This window comes from Curtobacterium sp. L3-7 (assembly GCF_048756585.1).
In the GTDB taxonomy this organism is placed as follows: Bacteria; Actinomycetota; Actinomycetes; order Actinomycetales; family Microbacteriaceae; genus Curtobacterium.
On the sequence record NZ_CP151474.1, the window covers coordinates 892455 to 918841 of the forward strand.

Annotated in this window: 25 protein-coding genes; 12 read left to right on the top strand and 13 right to left on the bottom strand. The window is 71.0% G+C overall.

The genetic code is table 11. The annotated features are described in order from the left end of the window. The first annotated feature begins 249 nt into the window (after positions 1-249). The 4 genes from AAEP80_RS04555 (at position 250) to AAEP80_RS04570 (ending at position 4303) form a co-directional block, all read left to right on the top strand. Complete coding sequence (locus tag AAEP80_RS04555) at positions 250-1551, top strand: sensor histidine kinase (protein ID WP_413600259.1); 1302 nt, start codon at positions 250-252, stop codon at positions 1549-1551. Continuing rightward, positions 1533-2204, top strand: a complete 672-nt coding sequence (locus tag AAEP80_RS04560) for a response regulator (RefSeq protein ID WP_402727760.1) — start codon at positions 1533-1535, stop codon at positions 2202-2204. Before AAEP80_RS04555 ends, AAEP80_RS04560 begins: the two co-directional genes overlap by 19 nt. Before the next feature lie 147 nt (positions 2205-2351). Continuing rightward, the gene (locus AAEP80_RS04565; RefSeq protein ID WP_420366129.1) at positions 2352-3233 is read left to right on the top strand and encodes an ABC transporter ATP-binding protein; all 882 of its coding nucleotides are present in this window, start codon (positions 2352-2354) and stop codon (positions 3231-3233) included. Then, a complete protein-coding gene (locus tag AAEP80_RS04570) occupies positions 3230-4303 on the top strand; it encodes an ABC transporter permease (protein ID WP_420366130.1) in 1074 nt (357 codons plus the stop codon). Before AAEP80_RS04565 ends, AAEP80_RS04570 begins: the two co-directional genes overlap by 4 nt. On the opposite strand, the gene AAEP80_RS04575 is transcribed toward AAEP80_RS04570, so the two are convergent. From AAEP80_RS04575 to AAEP80_RS04615, 9 genes are all read right to left on the bottom strand, one after another. Continuing rightward, a complete protein-coding gene (locus tag AAEP80_RS04575) occupies positions 4275-5351 on the bottom strand; it encodes a Gfo/Idh/MocA family protein (RefSeq protein WP_420366131.1) in 1077 nt (358 codons plus the stop codon). The genes AAEP80_RS04570 and AAEP80_RS04575 overlap by 29 nt on opposite strands. Further along, positions 5348-6367: a Gfo/Idh/MocA family protein gene (locus tag AAEP80_RS04580; RefSeq protein WP_413600255.1), complete on the bottom strand. Its 1020-nt coding sequence runs from the start codon at positions 6365-6367 to the stop codon at positions 5348-5350. The genes AAEP80_RS04575 and AAEP80_RS04580 overlap by 4 nt, the downstream gene beginning before the upstream one ends. Before the next feature lie 68 nt (positions 6368-6435). Further along, complete coding sequence (locus AAEP80_RS04585; protein WP_413600254.1) at positions 6436-7650, bottom strand: hypothetical protein; 1215 nt, start codon at positions 7648-7650, stop codon at positions 6436-6438. Further along, positions 7647-8447: an HAD-IIB family hydrolase gene (locus AAEP80_RS04590; protein ID WP_420366132.1), complete on the bottom strand. Its 801-nt coding sequence runs from the start codon at positions 8445-8447 to the stop codon at positions 7647-7649. Before AAEP80_RS04590 ends, AAEP80_RS04585 begins: the two co-directional genes overlap by 4 nt. Before the next feature lie 72 nt (positions 8448-8519). Continuing rightward, complete coding sequence (locus tag AAEP80_RS04595) at positions 8520-9143, bottom strand: class I SAM-dependent methyltransferase (protein WP_420366133.1); 624 nt, start codon at positions 9141-9143, stop codon at positions 8520-8522. Further along, positions 9133-9681 (bottom strand): hypothetical protein, encoded by a 549-nt coding sequence (locus tag AAEP80_RS04600; RefSeq protein ID WP_420366134.1) that lies wholly within the window; start codon positions 9679-9681, stop codon positions 9133-9135. Before AAEP80_RS04600 ends, AAEP80_RS04595 begins: the two co-directional genes overlap by 11 nt. Before the next feature lie 142 nt (positions 9682-9823). Beyond that, positions 9824-11272, bottom strand: a complete 1449-nt coding sequence (locus tag AAEP80_RS04605; RefSeq protein ID WP_420366135.1) for an MATE family efflux transporter — start codon at positions 11270-11272, stop codon at positions 9824-9826. Between the two features lie 104 nt (positions 11273-11376). Beyond that, the gene (locus AAEP80_RS04610; protein WP_281266537.1) at positions 11377-11820 is read right to left on the bottom strand and encodes a MarR family winged helix-turn-helix transcriptional regulator; all 444 of its coding nucleotides are present in this window, start codon (positions 11818-11820) and stop codon (positions 11377-11379) included. 25 nt (positions 11821-11845) lie between these two features. Next, positions 11846-12706, bottom strand: a complete 861-nt coding sequence (locus AAEP80_RS04615; protein WP_420366136.1) for a helix-turn-helix domain-containing protein — start codon at positions 12704-12706, stop codon at positions 11846-11848. A gap of 101 nt (positions 12707-12807) precedes the next feature. On the opposite strand from AAEP80_RS04615, the gene AAEP80_RS04620 reads away from it, so the two are divergent. Further along, a complete protein-coding gene (locus AAEP80_RS04620) occupies positions 12808-14217 on the top strand; it encodes an MFS transporter (protein WP_420366137.1) in 1410 nt (469 codons plus the stop codon). Here the strand turns inward: AAEP80_RS04620 and AAEP80_RS04625 are convergent. The 4 genes from AAEP80_RS04625 to AAEP80_RS04640 all read right to left on the bottom strand — a co-directional run bounded on the left by AAEP80_RS04625 (position 14201) and on the right by AAEP80_RS04640 (position 18246). Further along, positions 14201-14701 (bottom strand): hypothetical protein, encoded by a 501-nt coding sequence (locus AAEP80_RS04625; protein ID WP_420366138.1) that lies wholly within the window; start codon positions 14699-14701, stop codon positions 14201-14203. The two genes, AAEP80_RS04620 and AAEP80_RS04625, sit on opposite strands and share 17 nt — an antisense overlap. A 98-nt stretch (positions 14702-14799) precedes the next feature. Next, complete coding sequence (locus tag AAEP80_RS04630; protein WP_420366139.1) at positions 14800-15534, bottom strand: copper homeostasis protein CutC; 735 nt, start codon at positions 15532-15534, stop codon at positions 14800-14802. Then, positions 15531-17069: a M81 family metallopeptidase gene (locus tag AAEP80_RS04635; RefSeq protein ID WP_420366140.1), complete on the bottom strand. Its 1539-nt coding sequence runs from the start codon at positions 17067-17069 to the stop codon at positions 15531-15533. The genes AAEP80_RS04630 and AAEP80_RS04635 overlap by 4 nt, the downstream gene beginning before the upstream one ends. Continuing rightward, entirely contained in the window at positions 17062-18246 is a 1185-nt protein-coding gene (locus tag AAEP80_RS04640) for an ROK family protein (RefSeq protein WP_281266540.1), read from the bottom strand. The genes AAEP80_RS04635 and AAEP80_RS04640 overlap by 8 nt, the downstream gene beginning before the upstream one ends. Before the next feature lie 196 nt (positions 18247-18442). Here AAEP80_RS04640 and AAEP80_RS04645 point away from each other — a divergent pair, with 196 nt between their 5' ends. From AAEP80_RS04645 to AAEP80_RS04675, 7 genes are all read left to right on the top strand, one after another. Further along, positions 18443-20239: a peptide ABC transporter substrate-binding protein gene (locus AAEP80_RS04645; protein ID WP_420366141.1), complete on the top strand. Its 1797-nt coding sequence runs from the start codon at positions 18443-18445 to the stop codon at positions 20237-20239. 84 nt (positions 20240-20323) lie between these two features. Continuing rightward, positions 20324-21283, top strand: coding sequence for an ABC transporter permease (locus AAEP80_RS04650; RefSeq protein WP_402727778.1), 960 nt, complete (start codon positions 20324-20326; stop codon positions 21281-21283). Next, positions 21280-22176 (top strand): ABC transporter permease, encoded by an 897-nt coding sequence (locus AAEP80_RS04655; protein ID WP_420366142.1) that lies wholly within the window; start codon positions 21280-21282, stop codon positions 22174-22176. The genes AAEP80_RS04650 and AAEP80_RS04655 overlap by 4 nt, the downstream gene beginning before the upstream one ends. Further along, entirely contained in the window at positions 22173-23870 is a 1698-nt protein-coding gene (locus AAEP80_RS04660; RefSeq protein ID WP_420366143.1) for a dipeptide ABC transporter ATP-binding protein, read from the top strand. Before AAEP80_RS04655 ends, AAEP80_RS04660 begins: the two co-directional genes overlap by 4 nt. Beyond that, positions 23867-24865, top strand: coding sequence for an ROK family protein (locus tag AAEP80_RS04665; protein WP_420366144.1), 999 nt, complete (start codon positions 23867-23869; stop codon positions 24863-24865). The genes AAEP80_RS04660 and AAEP80_RS04665 overlap by 4 nt, the downstream gene beginning before the upstream one ends. A gap of 9 nt (positions 24866-24874) precedes the next feature. After that, positions 24875-25459 carry a hypothetical protein gene (locus AAEP80_RS04670; RefSeq protein ID WP_420366145.1) on the top strand — a complete coding sequence of 195 codons (585 nt, stop codon included), beginning with the start codon at positions 24875-24877 and terminating at the stop codon, positions 25457-25459. A gap of 40 nt (positions 25460-25499) precedes the next feature. After that, positions 25500-26387, top strand: coding sequence for an SDR family oxidoreductase (locus AAEP80_RS04675; RefSeq protein WP_420366146.1), 888 nt, complete (start codon positions 25500-25502; stop codon positions 26385-26387).

Below are 26387 nucleotides of genomic sequence, written 5' to 3' on the forward strand. Positions count from 1 at the left end.
TTGCGGACGCAACGACCGTGCGGTGGACGGTCACCCCGACGGACGGGAGGCGCGGTGCCAGCCCGCACCGTGCCTCCCGTCCTGCTGCGCGACCGCCCAGAGCACCCACAACGCTTGCAATGGAAAGCGGGATCGCGCGGAGGAGGTCGGAAGAACCGACCTCCTGCGCGCGATTCGACCTCCTACGCGCGAATCGACCCCCTACGCGCGCAACCCCCGGAGCGCACCCGGGCCGCTAGCGTTGACGGCATGGACGCAACGGGGGCGACGACGAGCGAATGGTCGCGGCTGCCCGTCGGTCGTGCGGAGTACCGGCAGGACACGATCCTCGCGGCGGTGCTCGCCGTCGCGATGGGCGTCTCGACGATCCTCTACGGCTCGACCGGCTTCTACGACGAGCTCGCACCGTGGTGGCTGTCCGTCCTGCTCGTCGTGGCGAACGCCGGACCCCTCGCGTTCCGGCGCCGCTTCCCGATGACCGTCGCGGTGGTCGTGGCGGCGACGTTCGCGGCGATGCAGATCCTGCACGTGCCCGAGCTGTTCTTCAACAACTTCACACTCTTCATCGCGCTGTACACGGTGGGGGCGTGGTGTTCCGACCGCGTCCGCGCCGAGGTGGTGCGCTGGATCGTCATCGTCGGGATGTTCGCCTGGCTGTTCATCGCCCTGTCGTTCAGCTGGTCGGTGCCGAGCGCCCTGCCGAAGACGGGCGACGGACCGGTCTCGCCGTTCATCGCGAACTCGCTGATGTCGATCATCATCAACCTCGTCTACTTCGGCGCCGCCTGGTACTCCGGCAACCGTGCATGGGCGTCGGCGGTCGCGAAGCACGAGCTCGCCGAACGTACCGCCGAGCTCGCGGTCGAGCGCGAGCGGACCGCGGCACAGGCCGTCACGCTCGAACGCGTCCGGATCGCGCGGGAACTGCACGACGTCGTGGCCCACCACGTCTCGCTCATGGGTGTCCAGGCGGGCGCTGCCCGACGGGTGCTCGACCGCGACCCGGACCAGGCGGCGACGTCGCTCGGTGTCGTCGAGGACAGCGCGCGGACCGCGGTGGAGGAACTCCGGAAGATGCTCGGCACCCTCCGGGAGACGGATCGCGACGACCGCGACACCGTGCCCGATGCCCCCAGCACCGAGGGGATGGCACGGCTCGGTGAACTCGCCGAGGCGGCCAGGACTGCGGGACACCCCACGCAGTACACCGTGGTCGGCGACGAGCGCGCGGTGCCGCCGACGGTCGCCGTCGTCGCCTTCCGCATCGCGCAAGAGGCCGTGACCAACGTCCTGAAGCACGCCGGACCGGACGCGCGCGCGGACCTTCGACTCCGGTACCTGCCGGACGCGGTGGAGATCGAGGTGACGGACACCGGGATCGGGAGTCGAGCCTCCAGTCCGGCGGCGAGGGCCGAGGCGGACGGCACCGGGCGGGGCGGACTCGGCCACGTCGGGATGCGTGAGCGGGTCGCCGCCGTCGGCGGCCGCATCGAGATCGGGCCACGCGCCCGGGGAGGGTACCTGGTGCGCGCATGGCTGCCGACGACGTGACCGTGCGGGTGGTGCTGGCCGATGACCAGGACCTGGTGCGCGCCGGGTTCCGGGTCATCCTCGAGTCGGAGCCGGGCATCACGGTCGTCGGCGAGGCGGCCGACGGAGCGACGGCGGTCGACGCCGTCACCACGCTCCGGCCGGACGTGGTCTGCCTCGACGTGCAGATGCCGGGCGTGGACGGGCTCGAAGCGGCCCGGCGCATCACGGCCCTGGACGATCCGCCCGCCGTCCTGATCCTGACCACCTTCGACAACGACGACACCCTGTTCGCCGCGTTGGACGCGGGAGCGAGCGGCTTCTTGCTGAAGAACGCCTCGCCGGAGAAGCTCATCGACGCGGTGCTGACGGTCGCGTCCGGCGACGCGCTGCTTGCGCCGGACGTCACCCGTCGGGTGATCAGCCGCGCGACGGGATCCGCACCCGCTGGGGTCTCGGACGGCGCCGTGCCCGGACTCACCGAGCGCGAGGCCGAGGTCCTCCGGCTGCTCGCGCAGGGCATGAGCAACGGTGAGATCGCGGAGCGGCTGTACGTGGGGGAGGCGACCGTGAAGACGCACGTGTCGAACGTGCTGCAGAAGCTGCAGCTCCGGGACCGCGTGCAGGCGGTGGTCTGGGCGTACGAGCACGGGGTGGCCCGGTCCGGCGGGTAGCTCCCGCCCCGCCCGGTCCGGCGGGGAGGTCCCCTCCTCCGTCTTGGGACGGAGGCTCGGAACCCGTCCGGCGTGGGAGGTGCGGTCCGCGGTTCCTCCGTAGCGTCGGTGGTGCGGTGGATCCACCACCGCACGAGAGGGGACACGATGCTCAGTGTCGAGGGAGTGACGAAGCACTTCGGAGACCGCCTGGTGCTCGACGACGTGACGTTCACGGTCGGCCGGGGTCGGCTCACCGGGTTCGTCGGCGGCAACGGCGCCGGCAAGACCACCACCATGCGCATCATGCTCGGCGTGCTCGACGCCGACAGCGGATCGGTGTCGATCGACGGCCAGACCATCGGGCCCGCCGACCGCCGCCGCTTCGGGTACATGCCCGAGGAACGCGGCCTGTACCCGAAGATGCCCGTTGCCGAGCAGGTCACCTACCTGGCGCGGCTGCACGGGGTCGACCGTCGCCCGGCCGCCGCTCGCACCGCCGAACTGCTCGAGCGCCTCGAACTGACGCAGCACGCCGACGACCCGGTCGAGAAGCTCTCCCTCGGCAACCAGCAGCGCGTGCAGGTCGCCGCGGCGCTCGCCCACCGGCCGGAGGTGCTCGTGCTCGACGAGCCGTTCTCCGGCCTCGACCCGATGGCCGTCGACACCGTGCTCGGCGTCCTGCGCGAGGCCGCGGCCGACGGGGTCCCCGTCCTGTTCTCCAGCCACCAGCTCGACGTCGTCGAGCGGCTCTGCGACGACGTCGTGGTCATCGCCGACGGCCGGATCCGTGCTGCGGGCCCGCAGGAGGAACTCCGCCGTGCGGCAGGTCCGGCGGCGTGGGAGCTGCTGGTCGACGGGGACGTCGCCTGGCTCCGCGAGGAGCCGGACGTGCACGTCCGCGAGTTCGACGGCGGCTACGCGGTCTTCGAGGCGTCCGAGCCCGTGGCGCAGCGCGTCCTGCAGCGGGCGGTCACCACGGGGACGGTGGGGTCGTTCGGGCCCAGGGTCGCCCGGCTCAGCGAGGTCTTCCGGGAGGTCGTCCGATGAACTCGTTCGGTCGGGCCGTCCGTCTCGTCTCCAACCGTGAGATCCAGGCGCGGCTCCGCAGCAAGGCCTTCGTCATCTCGGCGCTGATCCTGCTCCTGATGGTCGTCGCGTCGATCGTGGTCGGCGGCATCGTCGGCAAGTCGAGTGGCGACAGCACCACGCCCGTCGCGGTCGTGGACGGTGTCAGCCTGCCGTCGACCGGTGGGCTCGACGTCACCCGGGTCGACGACCGTGCCGCGGCCGAGCGACTCGTCCGGAGCGGTGACGTCGACGCCGCGATCGTGCCGGAGTCCGGCCCGATCGGGTTCGGTGTCGTCGGGCTCGACAGCGCGCCGACCGACGTCGTCCAGGCGCTCAGCGTCTCGCCGGAGGTGGAGCTGCTCGACCCGGACGCGATGGCGCCGGGGCTCATCTCCCTCGTCGGGATCGCGTTCGGCATCGTGTTCTTCGCCGCGGCGGTCACGTTCGGGCAGTCGATCGCGCAGAGCGTCGTCGAGGAGAAGGCGACCCGCGTGGTCGAGATCCTGATGGCCGCGATCCCGGCAAGGGCCCTGCTCGCGGGCAAGGTGATCGGGAACAGCGTGATGGCCCTCGGGCAGATCGTGGCGATCGCGATCGCAGCGGCGGTGACGCTCGCCGTGACCGGGCAGGACAACCTGTTCACGCTGCTCGGGCCGAGCATGCTCTGGTTCGTCGTGTTCTTCGCGTTCGGGTTCGTGCTCATCGCGGCGCTGTTCGCGGCGTCGGCGGCCCTCGTGTCCCGACAGGAGGACGTCGGCAGCGTCACCACCCCGGTGATGATGCTCGTGATGATCCCCTACTTCCTGATCATCTTCGCCGCGGACAACCCCACCGTGCTCGGGATCATGTCCTACGTGCCGTTCAGCGCCCCGATCGGGATGCCGATGCGGATCTTCCTCGGGACCGCCGAGTGGTGGGAGCCGATCGTGTCGCTCCTCGTGGTCATCGCGTCCGCCGCGCTCGTCGTGGTGATCGGTGCCCGGGTCTACGAGAACGCCCTGCTCCGCACCGGTGGACGGGTCAAGCTGACGGAGGCACTGCAGCGCTGACGTCGTCCGGGCCGGCGGTGGCGGTCACGGAGCCGACCGCCACCGTCTGCCCGGTCCGCACGGACTCCTGCGCTGCCAGCACGATCGACAGCGTCCGCAGCCCCACCCGCACGTCGGGCTGGGGCTGCACCCCTGTCCGGACGGCGTCGACGAAGGTGGCGAGCATCGCCTCGTCGAGGTCGGCGCCGTACCTGGCCTCGATCGGCAATCCCGTCTCCGCGGCGAACCCCCGTGCGGCCGGGCCGAAGAAGTCGAGCGACACGGTCCCGCCGGTCCCCGCGACGTCGAGCGTCAGCCCGCCCCACACCGCGGACGTGTCCGCCTTGCTCCACGAGCAGTCGATCGCGGCGATCACCCCGTTGTCGTAGGTGATCGTCACGAGCCCGGCGGTCTCGGCCCGCGCGCGCCCGGCGTGCAGCGTGCGGTTCACCACAGCCGTGACGGTCCCCGGCGCTGCACCCATGAGCCCCTCGAGCATGTCGGCGATGTGCACGACGTGGTCGACGATCGCGCCGCCACCGGACAGTGCCGGGTCGGTGAACCAGTCGCGGGTGCGCGGCAGCATGCCGTTGTTCGTCCCCCGGATCGCGAACAGCTGCCCGAGTGCACCGGCGTCGTGCGCGGCCCTGAGCTTCGCGAACGCCGACGAGAACCGCACCGGGAACGCCACCATGAGCAGGACCCCGGCGCGTTCGACGGCGTCCCGGATGGCGAGGCCGTCCTCCCACGTCGTGGCGAGTGGCTTCTCGCACAGCACGTGCGCACCGGCCGCTGCGGCGAGCTCGACGAGCTCGCGGTGCCGCGCGTTCTCGCTCGTGACGACGACGGCGTCCGGCCGCCACGCCAGCAGCTCGTCGTGCGTGTCGGCGTAGGCGACCCCGAGCGCCTCGGCGAGGTCGCGGCCGCGCAGCTCACCGACGGACGGCCCGGTGCTCACGCCGTCCGGATCCGAGCCCCTGACCTCGACGCCGTCCATCGCCTGCAGGGCGCTGAGGTACCCGATCGCGTGCGTGTGCGCGAACGACATCACGCCGATCCTGATGGTCACGCGCCACCTCCCAGCGTCACGGGCTGCCCGGTCTCGATCGACTCGAGCGCGGCGTTCGCGATGCGGACTGCTGCTGCTCCGTCCGCCGCAGTGACGCGGGGCTCGGGCTTCGCCGGGTCCAGCACGGCCCCGAAGAACTCCGCGAGCTCCAGCCCGTACGGATCGTCGGCCGGATCGACCGCAGGCAGGAACCCGTCGACGGCCTCCGGCACCGCCAGGTCCGCGACGTAGTCGACCTCGTCGCGCGATCGGTGCGACAGACTGCCGAGCGTGCCGGTCACCGAGTACTCGGTCGTGAACGGCAGGTGCTGCGGCCCCCAGATCCCCGCCACGTGGCTGATCGCCCCCGACGCGTGGGTCAGCAGGACGTGCGCCGCCTCGACCGGCTCGGCGTCGGTCCCGGAGCGCACACCGACCGCCGACACCGTCGTCACCTCGCCGGCCACCCAGCGCGCGATGTCGAGGTCGTGGATCATCTGGTCCATCACGATCCCGCCGGACAGGGCACGGTCCGCGAACCACGGGGTGCGGATCGGGAAGGCACCGGAGCGGACGAACCGCAGGACCGCCAGGTCGCCCAGGAGGCCCGTGGTCACGGCCTCCTGCAGGCGCACGTACGCAGGGAAGAAGCGCACCACGTGGGCCGGGTAGAGCCGCCGGCCCGCGTCCCGTGCGCACTGCACCAGGTCCGACGCGTCGGCGTCGGTCCGCGCCAGGGGCTTCTCCGAGACGACGTCCTTGCCCGCCGCGAGGGCCGCTCGGACCACCTCGGCGTGGGCGAACGTCGGGGTGACCACGTCCACCACGTCGACCGCTTCGAGCAGGGCGTCGAGCGACTCCACGACCGTGACGGACGATCCAGCTGCGGCCGCTGCCGATGCCCACGCAGCTGCGAACTCCGGCGCACCGTCCTTCGCGTACACGGTCACGGAGCCGAGCCGCAGCAACCCGGGCATGTGGGCGTGCGCGATCCCACCGGCCCCGACGAGGCCGATGCGGAGCGGGGTCGCGGGCATCTCGAACTCCTTGACTGCCGGCCGGTTCGACGGTGACGCCGGTCGCCGTCAGCCTATCCAGCCGGTGCTCAGTCCTGCTGGTCCGCCTCGACCGCGGCGCTCAGCCGGTCCAGGACGTCGGGGACCGCGGAGCGCACGCGGCTCCAGCTCGGGATGAACGCCCGGTCGTTCGGGCGGGCGGTGAAGGCCCCGCCGGCGTCGAGGATCGCCTTCGTGAAGAGCTCGACCGCCGCTTCCTCCGCGTGCTGGTCGAACCCGAGCCCGTTCATCTGGGCCTCGTGCCGGTAGATCTCCACGATGTCGAGTGCGTTCCGGTAGTACGTCGCCTTGAGGACCCGGAACGAGTCCGAGGTGAGCGGGACGCCCATCGTCGCGAGCTTCCGGAACAGCGACTGCACGATGTCGTTCCCCATGCGCGCCAGCCCGCCGGTGCCGTCGGCCTCGGCGAGGGGCTGGTGTTTGTGGTCGTACGCGTCGGCGATCTCCACCTGGCAGACCTGGCGGGTGGCGTAGTCGCGGTACACCTCGGACAGCATCCCGATCTCCAGGCCCCAGTCGCCCGGGATCTTCAGTCCGTTCAGGACGTGCGCGCGCATCGCGAACTCGCCGGACAGCGGGTAGCGGAAGCTGCTGAGGTACTCCAGGTACTCGGACTCCCCGTAGACCTGGCGGAGCGACCGGAGCAGCGGACCGACGAGCAGGCGTCCGACCCTGCCGTTGATCCGGCCGTCGGCGACGCGGGCGTAGTAGCCCTTCGAGAACTCGTAGTCGAACGCCGGGTTCGCCAGCGGGTAGAGCATCCGCGCGAGCATGCCCCGCTCGTACGTGGTGATGTCGCTGTCGTGCAGCGCGATGCACTCGGCCCGCTCGGACGCCAGGGCGTACCCGGTGCAGTACCAGACGTTGCGTCCCTTGCCGGGTTCACCCGGTGCCAGCCCCGCGGCGTCGAGGTCGGCGTCGAGTGCCCTGAGGCGCGGGCCGTCGTTCCACAGGATCCGGTGGCGCTGCGGCAGCCGTGCGAAGAACTCGCGGGCGTGTTCGAACTGCGCCCGGTCGGCACGGTCGAGCCCGATCACGATCTCGCTGAGCCAGTCGGCCTCGGCGAGCTCGTCGACGATGCGGGTCAGCGCCGGCCGTTCGAGCTCCGAGTACAGCGCCGGCAGGATCAGGCTCATCGGGCGCTTCTCGGCGAACCCGCGCAGGTCGTCCTCGATGCTCGCGGTGCTGCGGCGGCTGAGGTCGTGGAACGTCGTGATGACGCCGTTCTGGTGGAAGTCGCTCATCGGTCGCTCCTCAGGAAGTGGGTCAGGCCCTCGGCCCAGCCGTGCGGGCCGGGGGCGGTCGTTCGGTACACGCGTTCGCGTCGGTCGTCGACGAACGGTCCCGGCGCCGGGCCGTGGCCACGGACGACGACGGCGAGGTCGACGGCATCGAGCAGGTCGGTGTCGTTCGGGCCGTCGCCGAGGCCGATCGTGCACGGCGTCCGGCCGGTCTGGCGCTCGTGGTCGGCGAGGAGCATCCGCACCGCAGCGCCCTTGCCGCACCCGGCCGGCAGGACGTGCCAGAACCGCCCACCACGCACCAGGTCGAGGCCCGACGCTGCGAGCCCCGCGCGGAAGTCGTCGGCGCGGTCGTCGTCCGCGGCGTGCCAGAGCAGGACCTCGGACGCCGCACGTCGACGCGCTGCGGACGCGGCGTCGACATCGAGGCCGGTCCACGTCGCGACGATCTCGTCGGAGACGGACGAGAACGTCGCGAAGTGCAGGTCGAGTGCGTCGCGCAGATCGTCGAGCACGTCCTGCAGCCGCCCGAGGCTGCCGTCCGCCGGTCCGGCGAGGACGGTACCGCCACGGCCGACGACGACCGCGCCGTTCTCCGCGACGAACGCCTCGCCGGTCAGCCCGGTGCGCTCCTGCAGCGCCGCGATCTCGGCCGTCGTCTTGCTGCTGCAGAACACCACCGGGACGCCGTCGGATCGCAGACGATCGAGCACGGGGAGCGCCGCCGCGAACGAGTAGTCGTGGTGGTCGAGGAACGTGCCGTCGAGGTCGGTGACGACCATCAGGTCGGGTGCTGGCATCGGTCTCCGCTCGCGGCTGGCTGGGCTGCGGGCAGCGACGCCCGGACCCACCATGCCATGCGCATGCGACGGTCAGGTTAACGACAGAGTGTCGTCCCGGCGCCGCGCGACGATCGCCCCGTGCGGCCGCGGACCATCCGCTGGCCCGGTGCGCGTGTGGGTCTCGAGCACGTCGAACCCGGCGGAGCGCAGTGCTGCCGACAGCGCCTCGGGAGACCAGCGGTAGGCGGTGACGACCGCGTGCTCGAAGGCCTCCACCCGCGGGCCGACGAAGAACCCGACGAGCAGCCCGCCGCCGGGGCGGACGACGCGGGCGAACTCGCCGAGCGGTCGGCGGATCGTGGCCGGTTCGTGGTGGATGAGCGAGTACCAGGCGAGCACACCGGCGTGGCTGCCCTCGGCATCGGGGAGCGCATCGATGCTGCCGAGGCCGAACATCGGTCCCGGATGTGCTGCCCGGGCGTGCTCGATGAACCCGGCGACCTGGTCGACCCCGTGCACGTCGCAGCCGCGCTCGGCGAGGTGGGCGGTCCAGTGTCCGGGGCCACACCCGGCGTCGATGATCGGGCCGTCGATGCCGCGCGCCCACGTCGTCACGAGGTGCTCGTCGGCGGGGTGCACCGACGTCATCGACCCGAGCAGCCCGATGTACTCGGCCGCCCTGCCCGCGTACGACTCCTCCACGTCAGACGACATCGTGCACCGTCGCGTCGAAGTGCGCGACGACGGCCCGAGCGACCTCGGCAGGGGTCGTGCCGTCCGTTGCGAGCACCACCTCGTCGAGGTCTGCCCGAGCCTGTCGTTCCTGGAGCTCGGCGTACCGCTCGAGGTGCCAGGACAGTGCGTGGTCCTGATCAGCGTCGTACCGTCGGCGCAACCGGGTCTCGACGGTCGGGGGCTCCGCGACGAGGCGGATCGCCCGGACCGGCATCCCGACCGCCTCCTCGTACCGGTGGAGGTCCGTCCGGCTCGCGATCACACCGCTCAGGACGAGCTGCCGCGGACCGGCAGCGCGGTAGGCCGCCCACACGGCGGCGATGTTCTGCGCCTCGATCACGGTGTTGTCGGGGTCGTGGTCCGCCGTCGGCCACGAGCGGTGGAACCAGTCGACGTCCATCAGGGCGAACGGGCGCCCGGCCGCTGCGAGGAGGTCCCCGACGTGGTCGAGCGTCGCGGTCTTCCCGACGCCGTACGAGCCGTTGAGGAAGATCGCGTACGCGTCGCTGCCGGTCACGTTCCGACCCTACGTGGGATCGCAGGACGGGAGGCTCGGTGCCAGCTGGCACCGAGCCTCCAGGCACGGCCGTCACGCCGCTGGCGCGTCCTGCCGGTACCGGCTGGTGGGGCCCACCTCCCGTCCGCCCCTGGGCACGCGATCAGGCGGCCGCTTCTTCCAGGACGGCTTCCGCCCGCTCTGCGCTGCCCTCGGCGAGGCCGCGGTCGATCCGACCGCGCGAAGCCAGCCAGATGACGACGCCGGCGAGGAACACCAGGATCTCCGTGATCGTCAGCGCCCAGATGATGCCGGCGAGGCCGAACCACAGGTTGCCGAGCAGGACGATCGGGATGAACAGGATGCCCTGCGCCATCGACATCGCGATCGCCGGGGTGGCGAGTCCTGCTGCCTGGAACAGCGAGGTGAACAGGCCGGTGAAGCCGTTCACGATCGTGGCGACGAGCTGGGCGACCAGGATCGTCAGCCCGATCGCCAGGACGGAGTGGTCGGAGGAGAAGATCGTGAAGACCTGCTCGCGGAAGACGAACACCGTGCCCGAGAAGATCAGCACGATCGCGCCGACGGTCAGTGCCGATGCCTTCAGCGCAGAGTTCAGGCGGCCCTTGTCGCCCTTGCCGTACGCGTAGGCGAGGAGCGGCAGGACGCCGATCGTGACGCCCATCACGAGGAACTCCGGCACCTGTGCGATGCGGACCGCGACACCCATCGCGGCGAGCGGGTCGTCGCCGTACTGCGCGGCGAGGTTGTTGAGGACGAGGGTCGTCACGATGAGGAACCCGGCCTGCAGCAGCTCGCTGACGCCGATGCCGAACACCGGCCCCAGGACGGCGGGGCGGAGCGTGAACCAGCGGAGCGACAGGGAGACGTTCTCGCTGTGCTTGCCGAGCCACATCACCCAGTACACGATGCTGACGGCGTTGGCGAGACCGACCGCGAGTGCGGCGCCGGCGACGCCCCAGTGCAGGACCAGGATGAACAGCACGTCGAAGACGAGGTTCCCGATCGTCGACAGGATGAGGCCGATCATGGCCTGGCGCGCCGCACCCTCCGCCCGGACCATCTGCTCGAGGCAGAACGCCGCGGCGAGCACGGGGACGAACGCGAGCATGACGGCGACGTAGGCGCTCGTGGCGGGCACGGCTGCCGCGTCCGCGCCGAGCACGCCGACGAGGGGCTGCAGGAGGAGGAGACCGATGCCGCCGAGCACGATGCCCGTGATGACCGAGCCCCACACGGCGAAGGACGCGACGTGCTTGATCTCGCCGGCCTTCGCGGGGTCGTTCTCGGACGCCCCGAGCAGGCGGGACATCAGCGAGCTGCCGCCGACACCGAACACGCCGCCGATCGCCATGATCAGGCCGAGGAGCGGGGTACCGAAGGTGATCGCGGCGAGGAGCGAGGTGTCGTGCTGCGAGCCGATGAAGCCCGCGTTGATGACGTTGTAGAGGGCGCTGACGACCATCGCGGCGGCCATCGGCACGCAGAGGTGCACGAGGGCCCTGGCGATGGGGGCGGCGGAGAGGTACCAGCGGTTCTTCTCCGCTGCGGTCCGTTCCACGGCGGTCGCGGGTGCGGTTTCGGTGCTCATGGTGTGCTCCTTCCCTCCCGGTTCCGGGCAGGGTCGAGCGCGCGCCGACGGACGCCGGCACGGCGTGGTGTGAGTGGAAGTGGGAGCGCCCTGGCGGGCGTGGTCTACCGGGTGGGCTCGTCGAGCTCTGCGGTGACCTTCAGCAGCAGGGTGCGGAGGGTGGCGCGCTCGTCCGGGGTGAGCGGTGCGAGCAGGGTGTCGTCGAGTGCGAGCATCGCGTCCTCGAACCCGGCGATCAGGTCGATGCCGGTCGGCGTGGCGTACACGAGCTTCGTCCGGGCGTTGCCGGCCTCTGCTCGTCGTTCGATCAGCCCGCGCTTCTCGAGGCCCTGCAGGAGACTCGAGACACTCGCGGCGCTGGTCCGGGTCATCTCGGCGATGTCACGCTGGATGGCCCCGGGGTTCTGCTGCAGGTAGCCGAGCACGAAGCTCTGTTCGTGGGTGAGCTCGCGCTCGCGGACCCACTCTTCTGCGGCCTTGCGCTGGGCCCACCCGATCCAGCGCATGAGCTGGAGCGGGGTGTCGAAGTGTGGTGCGCGCTGCGTCATGATCAGAACCCTAAGTGTTTGACTTCTAACTGTCAACTCTCGAACTGATCCAGGCGAGCAACGCGAGGGATTCGGCCGTGGGGCCGTCGTCTGTGGCCGAGTACATGATGACCCGGTGCCCGGAGTCGTCCGGCGGGGTCAGCACCTCGAAGGCGAGCTCGAACTCACCGACGTCCGGGTGCCGGAACCGCTTGACACCGGAGACGCAGTTCTCGACGCGGTGGTCCGCCCACATCTCGCTGAACTCGGTGCTCTTCACGGTGAGCTCGCCGACGAGTGCTGCGAGCTCGGGGTCGTCGGGGTTCTTGCCGCCGAGGACGCGGAGGGACGAGACCGCTCGCGACGCTTCGCCGCGCCAGTCGATGTAGAGCTCCCTGGTGTGCGCGTCGAGGAACAGCATCCGCGTCATGTTGGGCCGGTCGAGCGGATCCGCGGGGCTGTCGACGTCGAGGTGCCCGGCGACGAGTCGGTGCCCGAGCTCGTTCCACCCCAGCACCTCGCTGCGCTTCCCGACCACGACCGCCGGGGTCGTGGTCAGCGAACGGAGGAGTCGGAGTGTGCCCGGGCGGATGTGGTCCGGCTCTGGGCGAGGCGGACGGAGGGTCGCCGGGGTGTGTCGAGCGAGGTTCACGAGGTGCGCCTGCTCGTCGTCACTGAGGCGGAGGGCACGGGCGATCGACGTGATCACCGAGAGCGAGGCGTTCGCGCTGAGCCCCTGTTCGAGCCGGGAGTAGTACGTGGGGCTGACCCCCGCGAGCATCGCGAGTTCCTCACGACGGAGCCCGGGCACACGACGGAGCCCGTAGCCCTGCACCCCGACGTCGTCTGGTTGCAGGCCAGCTCGACGGGTCCGCAGGAACTCGCCCAGTTCGTTCGATCCGGTCACGGAGACAGTCTGTCCGATTGGTGCGCGGGGTGCCTGTCCCTGGCGGTGACAGGCACGACCGGGTGTGGATGACCGAGCGCCGTCACAGGAGGCTGGCGGACATGAGACCCCGCATCGCCCTGATCCTCCTGCTCACCGCGAGCTTCACCCTCGCCGTGGACTTCTCCATCCTGACCGTCGCACTCCCGACGATCGGCGCCGACGTCGGCTTCGGCATCGATGACCTGCAGTGGATCGTGACGGCGTTCGCGCTGTGCTCGGCCGGCTTCACCCTGTTGATGGGACGGGTCGCCGACCTCGTCGGTCGTCGTCGCGTGTTCCTCGTCGGGATGGTCCTGCTCGGGGTCGGATCGCTCGCCGGAGGACTCGCGACGGTCCCCGCCGTCCTCCTCGCGGCTCGGGTCCTGCAGGGTCTGGCGACCGCGATGGTGGTCCCAGCCGCCCTGGCGCTCCTGCTCAGCACGTTCCCCGAAGGCCGGGAACGGGAGCGCGCACTCGGTCTGAACGGCTCGCTGATGGCGGCCGGCTTCACGACCGGTGCGATCCTCGGGGGACTGCTCACCGACGTCCTGTCCTGGCGGTGGGCGTTCTTCCTGAACGTGCCGGTCGCAGCGGTCGTCCTCGTGCTCGGACCGCTGGTGTTGCGGGAGAGCCGTGGTGCCGAGCGGTCCCGGCTCGACGTCCCCGGCGCGATCACGGCCACGGCCGCACTGCTCGCCCTGGTGTTCGGGCTGACGAACGCCGCCGAGGATGGCTGGACCGACGTGCTCACGCTCGGATCGTTCGCCGTCGCGGGCGCGTTGCTCGTCGTGTTCGTCGCAGTGGAGCGACGGTCGCGGTTCCCCCTCGTGCCACTCGGCATCCTCGGACGCGCCGAGATCGCCTGGGGCAACGTCGCCGGGGTGCTCGCCTTCGTCACCGAGACGTCGCTCGTGTTCCTCCTGACGCTGTACCTGCAGCGGGTGCTCGGGTACTCACCGCTGGCCGCTGGCCTGTCGTTCGCCGTACTCGGTGTCGGAACGGTGCTCGGCGGCGTGCTGGGCCCGAAGGTCGTCGGCCGGTTCGGCAGCCGGGTCGCCGTCGTCGGTGGGTTCGCCGTGCAGGCCGTCGCCACGCTGCCGCTCGTGCTGGTCTCGGGGGCGCCGGAGTCGATCGTGCTCGTCCTGGTCGCCACCTTCGTCGGCGGTGTGGCGAACCTGGTCGTGATCGTGGGGTTCATGGTCAGTGCGACGTCCGGCCTCCCGGAGGGCGAGCAGGGGCTCGCGACGGGTCTCACGACGATGAGCCAGCAGATCGGGATCACGATGGGGACGCCCGTCATGAGCGCGGTGGTGACGGCCGTCGTCGTCGGGAGCGCTGCCCCATCGTCCGCGGCAGCGGTGTTGCACGGCGTGACGAGTGCGATCTGGGTGAACGCCGGCATCTGCGCGGCGGCTGCGGTCACGGTCGGTGTGTTCCTCGGGCGTTCGAGTGCCGTCGTCCGACGGCCGCAGGTCACTGGCGCACGGTGACCGTCGCGGTGCTCGGACCGCCGCACTGTGCAGAGCCACCGTGGCGGGTCCACGTCAGGTAGACGGCGCGCTCGACGATCGTCGCGCCGGTGTCGTCGCGGAGTGCCACCCGGCCGCGCTCGGGTGTGCCCATGTCCGTCGAGACGGTCCAGACCTCGCCGTCGTGGTCGGTCGTGCGCCACGGCGTCGGGTCCAGGGTGACGGTGTCCGTCGGCTCCGGTTTCGCGGTCAGTGGGCCCGGAGCCGCTGGCGTCGCGTTCCCCGTCGGGACCGGCGCAGACTGCGGCGGCTGCCCTGGCGTGCAGTCGGCACCGCGGCAGAAGGCGACTTCGTGGACGGAGGTCCCGTCGGGGACGCGCACCTCGACGGCGTTCGTCCAGCCGATCGCCGGGCAGGTCGTGGGGAACGCCGCGCACCCGCCGAGCGCCACGACGAGCAGCACGGCACCGATCGCTGCCCCGGTCGCCGATTGCCCGTTCCCCATGGGTCCATCGTGGCGGGGTCGGATCGCGAGGGCGACAGTCTGTCGGTGAACTCCGGGCGGGGACTGTCGCTCCCGCGGCGCTGTCGGTCGACGCGGCGCTAGGCCGCGTCGACCGCGGCGCGAGCGGCCCGGACGACCTCGAGATCGGTCACGAAGTGCGCGGAACCGTCGTCGGAGCCACCCATCGGGACGCCGTCATGGGCGCTCCCCGCGGCCGCGCGCTTCGCGGAGAGGTGCACGGCGGCGGCCCCCGTCGCGAGGAGGGCCGGGACGTCAGCGGGGGTGACCCCTGCGCCCGCCATGACCTGCACGGGCCCGGCGGCATCGACCATGCGGGCGATCGTCGTGGCGCCGGCGACCGCGGTGGGCTTGCCGCCGGACGTCAGCACGCGGGTGAACCCGATGTCGGCGAGGAGCGCGACGGCTGCGACGGGGTCGGCGGCGTGGTCGATCGCGCGGTGCAGGGTGACCTCTGCCGTGTCGCGGACCTCCTTCGCGGTCGCCACGAAGCGCCGGAGGACGTCCACGTCGAGCGAGTGGTCCGGACGCAGCGCCCCGACCACGACACCGGCGGCGCCGGAGCGCAGCACGGCCCGGAGTTCCCGTTCCATGAGGTCGATCTCGGCAGCGTCGAACACGAACCCGCCCGGCCGGCTGCGGATGAGCGCGTGCGCCGGGATGCCGGTCTCGTGCACGGCCTCGACGAGCGCCTGCGACGGGGTGAGCCCGCCGAGCTCCAGCCCGACGCAGAGCTCGACACGGTCGGCACCGCCGTCGCGGGCGGTCGCGGCACCGGCCGGCGAGGTGACGGCGATCTCGAGGGCAACGGTCACAGCACGGCTCCGAGGGGTTCGTTCGACGAGGGGATGATCCGCGCGGTCAGGTCGGGCTCCGACGGGAACACTCGATCGTAGGGGAACATCGGCCGCTCGATCCTGTGGTGCCCGAGCCGCTCGAGGTCCTGGTCGACGCCCCCCGGGGTGAGCGCGAGCATCCAGTCGGCGGACATGTCGAAGAGCTCTGGTTCGAGGTAGCCGATCTTCACGATGACGACGTCGGCGCTGCGCGGGTCGAGGTCGAGGTCGGTGAAGTCGTGCTCGTGGTGGTACGGCTTCCTGGTCTTCGTCAGGATCGCGAAGACGCTGCCGACCTGCAGCACGACCTCGATCTCGGCGTCTCGGTCGCCGTGCTTGATCGCGTGCACCCGGCCGGTCATCGTGATCGGGCCCGCGTGCACAGCGTCGACGGTTGCGCCGGCGGTCACGGTGACGGTCGCACCGACACCTGCGTCGACGGCGGTGGCGACGGCATCGGCGCCGGGAACGCTCGCGTAGATGACCACCGGGCCGGACGGGTCGGTGAACGCGGGATGCGTGAGCAGCCGGGTCAGCCCCCACGTCATGTCGCCGGAACCGCCCGCGGTCGGGTTGTCGCCGGAGTCCGAGATGAAGTACGGCCGTGCGGCGCCGGGAGCCAGTGCAGCGGCGATGCACTCGTCGAAGGAGCCCGTCGGCGCGACGAACACGAAGTCCTCGCGGACGTCCCAGAAGGCCTGCGCCAGCCGTTCGGCGCCCGCGGCGACCGCGTCCCTCGACCACCCGGTGACGACGGTGACGGCACGGTCTCGGGGTTGGTCGGCCCAGGCGTACCCGACCCAGATCGCGGCATCGAGGACGCCCTCGGTCGCCTCGACCTCCGGCACCTGCGCGTAGAGCGACGCCGCGGGCTCGATGCGCGTCGAGGTCTGCTCGCCGGGAAGCAGGACGGGGATCGGGATCCACGCCTTCACCGGACGACGGGCACCGAGGGGTCGGGTGGTGAGCACCTCGACGAGGTTCCGGACGGCGCGCTCCTTCGTCTCCATGGCGTCCTCGTGCGGAGCCATCCGGTAGCAGGTGACGAGGTCGACCTGATGCGCGAGCTCCGCGGTGACGTTGCCGTGCAGGTCCATCGATGCCGACACGACCACGTCGGGGCCGATCACCGCGCGGATGCGTCCGAGCAGGTCGGCCTCGGCGTCGTCGAGCCCCTCGACGACCATCGCCCCGTGGATGTCGTACCAGAGCCCGTCGACGGACGTCGACGCCACGATCGCGGTCAGGCGCGCCACGATCTCGGACGCGAGCTCCTCGTAGGACGCGCGGTCGACGATGCCGCCCGGCAGCGCGTGCCCGATGAGCGCCCCACGGAAGTCGGCGTCCAGCGACGCGAGGAACGGGTACCGCGCCACGACCTCGTCCCCGCGATCCGGGTGGAACGCCGGCGCGAGGGTCCGCGTCGGCGTGAACGTCGACGTCTCGATGGCGAGCCCGGCGATGGCGATGACGGGACGGTGGCCGGCGGTCGTGGTGCTGGTCGTGTCAGACACGGACGCTCCTGTTCCTGGTGGTCGACTGGGGGATCGGCGTCGACAGGTCCTGCAGTGACGCGGCGAGACCGCGCTGCAGGGCGAACTGTCCGGCACCGACGAGACCCGCGTCCGCGCCGAGCGAGGCGCGCTCGATGACGAGGTGCTGCGTCATGAGGGGGTGGCAGCTCTCGTAGAGCTGGCTGCGCACGGCCGCGACGAACGGGTCGAGGGTGGACAGGATGCCGCCGAGGTACACGGCATCCGGGTTGAAGAAGTTCACGTTGGCGGCGAGCACCTCGCCGAGGTACCGGCCGGCGAGCCGCACGGCACGGGTCGCCTCGGGATCGGCGTCGGATGCGAGTCGCACGACGTCGGCCGTCGAGGTGACCGGCACCCCTGCGGCACTGAGGATCCGGACGAGCGCCGCGCCGGACGCCACGGTCTCGAGGCACCCGGTGTTGCCGCACGAGCACGGGGTGTCCCCGGCCGCGTCGATCCGCACGTGCGTGATGTCCCCTGCGGAGCCGGTGGCGCCCCGGTAGAGCCGGCCGTCGATGACGATCCCGGCACCGATCGCCGAGCCGGCCTTGATCGTGATCGCCTGTCGCCGCGATGCGGGTTGCACGATCTGCTCACCGGCGGCCATGCAGTTCGCGTCGTTGTCGACCGCCGCCGGCACCCCGAACCGCTCGGTGAGCCACGACGCGACGGGGAACCCGTTCCACCCGGGCATCCGGCTCGGCAGGTCGACGACACCGGCCTCGACGTCGACCGGACCGGGGAGGCTCAGCCCGACGCCACGGAGTCCGGCCGCTCCGCGCGACTCGATCAGCTCCTCCAGCAGCGACGCCAGTCGCTGGAGCCCGGCGGTTGGGCCGTCGGAGAGCGCGAACGGGACGTTCGCGACCGACTCGAGCGAGCCTCCTGGCAGCACGATGCCGACCCGCGCGTGACCGCCGCCGACGTCGGCGGCGACTGCGTACTCGTCCACCCCACCGATCCGGAGCACCTTGCGGGGGCGACCGCCGGTCGAGGCATCGGTGCCCTCCTCGGCGAGCAGCCCGTGTGACAGGAGCTGCGACACGACGTGCGACACGGTCGAGGGAGCGGCGGCGAGCAGCCCGGCGATCTCGGTCCGGCTGGTCGCCTGACCGGATGCGACGAGTTCCAGCACTCGGGAGCTGAGGTCCGGCACGACTTTCTCCAATACAACGAAAAACACCTGGCAACAACGACGCATCGCCGACTCTAACGGGCAGACAGCAAGGTCGACCCTTTCGACCGAACCGCAGAAACGAAGTATTTACAAACAAATGTTTGTTTTTCCAACGGCTTTGGTCGTTGACTGTCCCCACGCTCCACTCCCGAATCCCACGCACTAGGAGATCCGCATGACCAAGCCCCGTCGCTGGGCCCTCCTCACCGGGGCGGCGATCGCGGTGAGCGCGCTGCTCGCCGGCTGTTCCGGAGGCGGCACCGCTGCCACGAACACCAACTCGGACGAGATCAACTACGCGCTGCCGGCGAACTTCACGCCGAACTGGTTCCTGCCGATCGGCACCGCAGCGCACCTCAACACGAACAACGGCTCGATCGCCCAGTCGCTGTACGAGCCCCTCATCGCGTACGACGGTTCCACCGGCAAGATCGCCTGGAACAAGAAGGGCTCGGTCGCGACGGCCGCGGACTTCGCGAGCGACGGCAAGAGCGTCACGGTCACGCTCGGCGACCGGCACTGGTCGGACGGCAAGCCGATCACGAGCCGCGACGTCGAGTTCTGGTACAACCTGATCAAGGCGAACAAGGCCCAGTGGGGGTCCTACTCCGAGGGCAAGGTCCCGGACAACTGGACCTCGTTCACGGCCGACGACGACACGCACTTCACGATCACGTTCGACAAGGCGTACAACTCCGACTGGATGCTCGCCAACCAGCTGAGCCTCGTCGTCCCGCTGCCGCAGCACGCGTGGGACAAGACGAGCGCCTCGGCATCGGTGTCGGACGCCGACCGCACGACCGACGGTGCGAAGGCGGTCTGGAAGACCATCAACACCGCCGCGGGCAAGATCGCCGACTACGACTCCGACCCGCTCTGGAAGACGATCTCCGGCCCGTACGGCGTGAAGTCGTTCACCACCGCGGGCAAGGTCCAGCTGGTCGCCAACAGCAAGTACGACGGCGGCCAGAAGGCCCAGATCAAGACGGTCAACCTGCTGCCGTTCACCACCGCCGACGCCGAGGCGAACGCGGTCCGCTCCGGCGAAGTCGACTACGGCTACATCCAGGCGACCGACCTCGACCAGAAGGACTCCTTCACGTCGAAGGGCTACGACGTGGAGCCGTGGACCGGCTGGGCGATCACGTACATGCCGTACAACTTCAACAACCCGAAGATGGGTGCCGTCTTCAAGCAGGACTACGCGCGCCAAGCCGTGCAGATGTCGATCGACCAGAAGAGCCTGTCGAAGGTCGTCTTCAACGGCACCGCGACGCCGACCTACGGCCCGGTGCCGCAGGCGCAGGAGTCCGACTACGTGTCGAGCACCCAGAAGGACAACCCGTACCCGTTCAGCACCTCCAAGGCGAAGGCCCTGCTCACCAGCCACGGCTGGACCGAGAAGGACGGCACGATGGTCTGCTCCGACGCGGGTTCCGGCGCCAGCCAGTGCGGCGAGGGCGTCGCGGCCGGTACGAAGTTCACCATGCAGGTGCTGTCCCAGTCCGGCTCGTCCGTGACCGACAACATGATGAGCGCGATCCAGTCCTCGCTCGCGAAGACCGGCATCGGCTTCACCATCAAGACGGCCCCGGTGTCGAGCGTCCTGTCGCAGACCCCGACGTGCACCTCGGACGAAGCCAGCTGCGACTGGGACCTGTCGTTCTTCGGCACCGCCGGCAGCTGGTACTTCCCGGCCTACCCGACCGGTGAGTCGCTGTTCTCCACGGGTGGCTCGGCGAACTTCGGCAGCTACTCGAACAAGCAGGTCGACGACCTCATCGACGCGACGACCACCTCGACCGACTCCAGCGCGGTGCAGGAGTACAGCGCGGCGGTCGCGAAGGACCTGCCGGTGATCTGGCTGCCGAGCCCTGACTACCAGATCTCGGTCGTCAAGCAGGGCCTGACCGGGTTCGACCAGGACTCGCTGGCGAACTTCCACCCGGCCCAGTGGAAGTGGAGCAAGTAACCGTCTGACGGGAGGCGCGGTACGGGTCCGACCCGCACCGCGCCTCCCGTCCCGCTCACGTAGGAACCGACCAACGGAAGCCGCATGACCACAGTCCTCTACCTCACCCGGCGGGTGCTCCAGGCGCTCGCGGTGATCCTCATCGTCACGATCGTCGTGTTCTGCCTGCTGCACGCGCTGCCCGGCGGCCCCGCGAGAGGCGTGCTCGGCGTCTCCGCGACACCTGTCCAGATCGCCGCCTTCAACCAGGCGCAGGGGCTCGACCAGCCGCTGCCCGTGCAGTACCTCCGGTTCCTCGGGCGGCTGCTCACCGGCGACCTCGGCACCTCGTACACGCTCAACGAGCCGGTTTCGCAGCTCATCCAGGAGCGCCTGCCGAAGACCCTGGTGCTGACCGGGCTCTCCGCGGTCCTCGGCCTCGTCGTCGCGATCCCGATCGGCATGTGGCAGGCCGCCCGCCGCAACGGCGCGGTGGACTACACGGTCACGGCACTCGCGTTCGTCTTCTACTCGACGCCCGCGTTCTTCCTCGGCCTCGTCCTCATCGTGGTGTTCAGCCAGCAGCTGCCGTGGTTGCCGTCGCAGGCGCCGAGTGGCAACACCCTCGCCGAGGTCTTCCAGGACCCGGCAGGACTCGTGCTGCCGGTGCTCACCGGGGCGCTCGCGATGATCGCGGTGTTCAGCCGGTACATGCGGGCATCGACGCTCGAGAACCTGCAGGAGGACTACGTGCGCACCGCCCGCGCCGGCGGCTCGTCGACGATGACGATCCTGCGGCGGCACGTGTTCCGGAACTCGCTGACGCCGGTCGTCGCGATGCTCGGGTACTACCTGCCGGTGCTGTTCGGCGGCGCGCTCGTCACCGAGCAGCTGTTCAACTACCCGGGCATGGGGCTGCTGTTCTGGAACGCGGCGCAGTCCTCGGACTACCCGACGCTCCTCGGCTGTGTCCTCGTCATCTCGGTCGCGACGGTGATCGGCACGCTGCTCGCCGACGTCGCCCAGTCGCTCATCGACCCTCGTGTGAAGGCGGACCGCGCATGACCACCGTCCAGATGGCCCCGGAAGCACCGGGCGCACCCGTCACCGCCGCCGCGACCGGCTTCCGCCTCGCCGCCCGCCGGTTCTCGCACAACACCCTCGCCGTGATCGGCCTCGCCGTGATCGTCGCCATCGTGCTGTTCTGCTTCGTCGGCCCGTTCCTGTACCCGACCGACCAGACGCACACGCAGCTGTCGCAGGCCAACCTCGGCCCGAGCGCCGCACACTGGCTCGGCACGGACGCCGTCGGGCACGACGTCCTCGGCCGCCTGATGTACGGCGGCAAGGTCTCGCTCATGGTCGGCATCGCGGCCGGCATCCTCGCCACGATCGTCGGCACGCTGTGGGGCTCGGTCGCCGGGTACGTCGGCGGCTGGGTGGACGCGGTGATGATGCGCATCGTCGACGCGGGCATCGCGATCCCCGCACTGTTCATCCTGCTCGTCATCTCCGCGATCACCACGCCGGGGGTCGGCGGGCTCATCGTGATCCTCGGCCTGGTGTCGTGGCTGGTCCCCTCCCGCCTGATCCGCGCCGAGACGCTCACGCTGAAGAACCGCGACTACGTCCTCACCCTCCGCGCCATCGGCGGCTCGCACGCCCGCGCCATCGGGAAGCACCTGCTGCCGAACTCGGTGTCCACGATCGTCGTCGCCGCCACGTTCCAGGTCGCCGACGCGATCCTCCTCGTGGCGTACGTCTCGTACCTCGGTCTCGGGGTGCAGGCGCCGGCGACGGACTGGGGTGGGATGCTCTCGGCGGGACTGACCGCCGCGTACTCGGGGCGGTGGTGGCTGATCGTGCCGCCGGGTCTCGCCGTGATCCTGGTCGTCTGCGCGTTCAACGCCGTGGGCGACGGGCTCCGGGACGCTTTCGACGTGAGGGGCCGGGGATGACCGACACCATTCTGCAGACCACCGACCTCGGGGTCTCGTTCAGCACCGAATCCGGCACGGTCGACGCCGTCCGCGGGGTCTCCCTGTCGGTCGCGCCAGGCGAGACCCTCGCACTCGTCGGGGAGTCCGGCTCGGGCAAGTCCACCGTCGCGCTCGCCGCGATGGGGCTCCTCTCCGGCAACGCGACGGCGTCGGGCAGCGCGGTCGTCGCCGGGCACGAGGTGATCGGTGCCACCGAACCGGCGCTGCGTGGGCTCCGTGGGAAGACCGTGTCGATGGTCTTCCAGGAGCCGGCGACCGCCCTCGACCCGCTGACCCGCGTGGGGGAGCAGATCGCCGAGGTCATCAGGAACCACCGCTCCGTCCCCGCCGCTGCCGCACGGTCCGAGGCCGTCGAGCTCCTCGGCAAGGTCGGCATCCCCGACCCGTCCACGCGCGCCCGTGCCTTCCCGTTCCAGCTCTCCGGCGGGCAGCGGCAGCGTGTCGTCATCGCGATGGCGATCGCGAACAGCCCGGCGCTCCTCATCGCCGACGAGCCCACCACGGCGCTGGACGTCACCGTGCAGGCCGAGATCCTCGAGCTGCTCCGAGCGCTCGCGGTGGACAGCGGCACCGGTGTGCTCCTCGTCACGCACAACATGGGTGTCGTGGCGGACTTCGCGGACCGCGTGGCCGTGATGCTGCAGGGGGAGATCGTCGAGACGGGCCCGGTCGAGGACGTCCTCCTCCGCCCGCAGCACGAGTACACGAAGCGGCTGCTCGCCGCGGTGCCGCGGCTCGACACGCCTGAGTCGGTCGCGGCCCGGGATCGAGCAGCGGCCCCTGTCGTCCAGGTGGTCGAGGACACGGACGGGAGGCTCGGCTCGGCTCCGGTGGTCGACCTGCGGGACGTCTCGGTGACGTTCGGGCGCGGGGCGCGGGCGGTCCATGCCCTGAGCAGCGTCGACATCGCGGTGCACGCTGGTGAGACCGTCGGCCTGGTCGGCGAGTCCGGCTCCGGGAAGTCGACGGCAGCGCGGGTTGCGCTCGGCCTCATCAAGCCCACCGCTGGCGCCGTGCACCTCTTCGGCGAGGACCTCCGGCGCACGCGAGGGCGGGATCGGCGTGCGCTGCGGTCCGGGATCGGCGTCGTCCTGCAGGACCCCGTCGCCTCGCTCGACGCCCGTATGTCGGTCGGGGAATGCATCGCGGAACCGCTCGCGGTGCATCGTCGCGGGCTGTCGACAGCGGAGCGGCGGAAGCGCGTCGTCGAGGTGCTCGACGCCGTCCGGCTGCCCCGAGCCCTGGCGAACCGTGCCCCGCGGGAACTCTCGGGTGGCCAGCGGCAGCGAGTCAGCCTTGCCCGTGCCCTCGTGCTCGACCCGCGGTTGCTCGTTGCCGACGAACCGACCTCGGCTCTGGACGTCAGCGTGCAGGAGGCAGTGCTCGAGGTCCTGACCGAACTGCAGGGCGAACTCGGGTTCGCGTGCCTGTTCGTGTCGCACGACCTCGCCGTCGTGCAGCACTTCGCCGAGCGCGTCGTCGTGATGCGCCGCGGCGTGATCGAGGAGCAGGGCACGACGGGCACCACGCTCCTGCACCCGACGACGGACTACACGCGTCGGCTGCTCGCGGCGGTCCCGGTCCCGGACCCCGTGCTGCAACGGCAGCGCCGGACCGAGCGGCTCGCGACCCTCGCGGCGGTGGAGTCGTGAGCGCGGTCTTCGCCGGCATCGACGTCGGTGGGACGAACACCAAGGTGCTCATCGCGACACCGTCCCTCGAGGTGATCGACCGCGTCGACCTGCCGACGCCCGCGCACGCGGGTGGGGCGGCGATCGTGGCGGCGGCGCTCGGCGCGGTGACGGACCTGCTCGACCGGCACCGAGCCTCCCTTGCGGGTGTCGGCGTCGGCGCTGCCGGTGTCGTGGACCCGGCCACGGGGACCGTGCTCGTGACCGGGAACTCGTTCACCGGCTGGGCCGGTTACGGCGTGACCAACGCGGTGTCTGCGGCGCTCGGCGTCCCCGCGACGCTCGACAACGACGTGAACGCGTTCCTCCTCGGCGAGATCGCGGCCGGTGCCGTCGTGGGGGAGCGCGACGTGCTCGGGATGACCCTCGGGACCGGGGTCGGCGGCGCCCTCGTGCTCGACGGGTCCCTGTTCGGCGGCCCGCGGGGCGCCGCTGGCGAGATCGGGCACGTGCCGGGGTTCGGTGACGAGCTCTGCACGTGCGGCCAGCACGGACACCTCGAGACGATCGCGGCGGCGCGCGGGATGGCATCGCGCTACGAAGCCCGGACCGGGCAGCGCCTGCCCGTGCACGCCATCGCGGACGCTGCCCGCGCCGGCGACGTCGATGCCCGCGCGGTGTTCGACGACGCCGGGTGGGGGATCGCCAGGGGGATCCTGCTGACGGCTGGCATCCTCGACGTGACGACGGTCGTCATCGGGGGCGGGGTCGCACGGTCGTGGGACCTGCTCGCGCCGGCGATCTCCGCCGCGATCGCTGCCGAGCCCCCGGTGTCCGGGGCGGCCATCCGCGTGGAGCAGTCGACGCTCGGGTCCGACGCCGTCGCCCTCGGTGCGGCCGCGCAGGTGCGGGCGCTCGTCCGCGACGCGGAGCTCGCGGAGGGCCCGCGCCGCCCGTCCAGGGGTGCGGAGTCCCGTACCCCGATCGGCGGTGGTGTGAGGAGACCTCGGGAGTAGGTTCTCGCCATGGTCGTGTGGATCGTCATCGGAGCCGTGCTGCTCGTGTCCGTCGTGCTCATCGCCGTCGAAGGCCGCATCATGCACAAGCCCGAGTCCGAGCGGAGCGACCGAGAACGTCGTTTCATGCGGGCGGACCGGGCCGTCGGGCGCGCGAACCAGTCGTACGCGCGCAGCATCGCGCCGTGGTTGGTCGTCGGGTTGGCGGTCGTGGGGCTCGCCATCACGATCCCGTTCTGGGCGGAGGGGAAGACCGGCGCGGCCGCGGGGCTGACCGCGTTCTTCCTCGTCTTCGGCGTGGGGGCGGTCGTTTTCTGGGCGCTCGTGCTCCGGAAGCGCGGTCCCGGCAGCGCCTGGCGCGAGGACCAGGACCGGCAGCAGCGCGAGGCCGACGCTGCCGGCCGACCGCGCTGGTTCGTCAGTGTCAAGGCCGGGTGGCTGCTCGGCGGCATGTTCACCGCGATCGGCGTCGCGGCGCTCGTCACGTCGCTGATCGGCGGTGGCGGGTTCGTCACCGCGTCGATCCTCCTCGCCGTGGGCATCCTGTTCCTCGTCATGGTCGTGATCCAGCAGCGGGCCGAGGCGAAGCGCTGACCTGAGTGGTCGTTCGGGCCGGAATGAGCACCCTGGTCTCATGAGCCAGTACGACAAGCGCGACCCGAACACCCTCTACCCCGCACCGCCGTACCCGAAGCAGGAACAGTCCCTGCCCGGTGCCGCGTGGAAGATGGACCCGAAGCCCGACCACGGCGAGGAGAGCTACGTCGGGCGGGAACGCCTGACCGGGTACCGCGGCATCGTCACCGGCGCGGACTCCGGGATCGGCCGTGCCGCGGCGATCGCGCTCTCGCGTGAGGGCGCCGACCTCGTGCTGTCGTACCTCCCCGACGAGCAGGAGGACGCCGAGGAGGTCCGCGACCTGCTCGAGGGCGAGGGACGTCTCGCCGTGCTCTTCCCCGGTGACATCGCCGACGAGCAGTACTGCATCGACCTCGTCCAGAAGGGCGTCGACGAGCTCGGCGGTCTCGACACCCTCGTGATGGTCGCCGGCCGCATGGACAGCAACGACGACATCCTGACGCTCGACACGTCGATGTTCGACTCGACGTTCAAGACGAACATCTACTCGTTGTTCTGGCTGACGAAGGCCGCTGTGCCGCACCTCGAGCCGGGGTCGACGATCGTCACGACCGGGTCGATCCAAGCATCGACGCCGTCGGCCGACAAGATCGACTACGCGGTGTCCAAGGGTGCGATCAAGCTCTTCACCGAGGCTGTCGCGCAGCAGCTCGCGCCGAAGGGCATCCGCGTGAACTCCGTCGCACCGGGACCGGTGTGGACGCCGCTGCAGCCCGGGTCGGACGATGCAGAGACCGTGTCGCACTTCGGCGAGGGCTCGCCGTTCGGCCGCCCGGGGCAGCCCGCGGAGCTCGGTGCCGCGTACGTGCACCTCGTCAGCCCGGAGTCGAGCTACCAGTCGGGCTCCACGATCACGATCGCCGGGGGCACGCCCGCGTTCTGA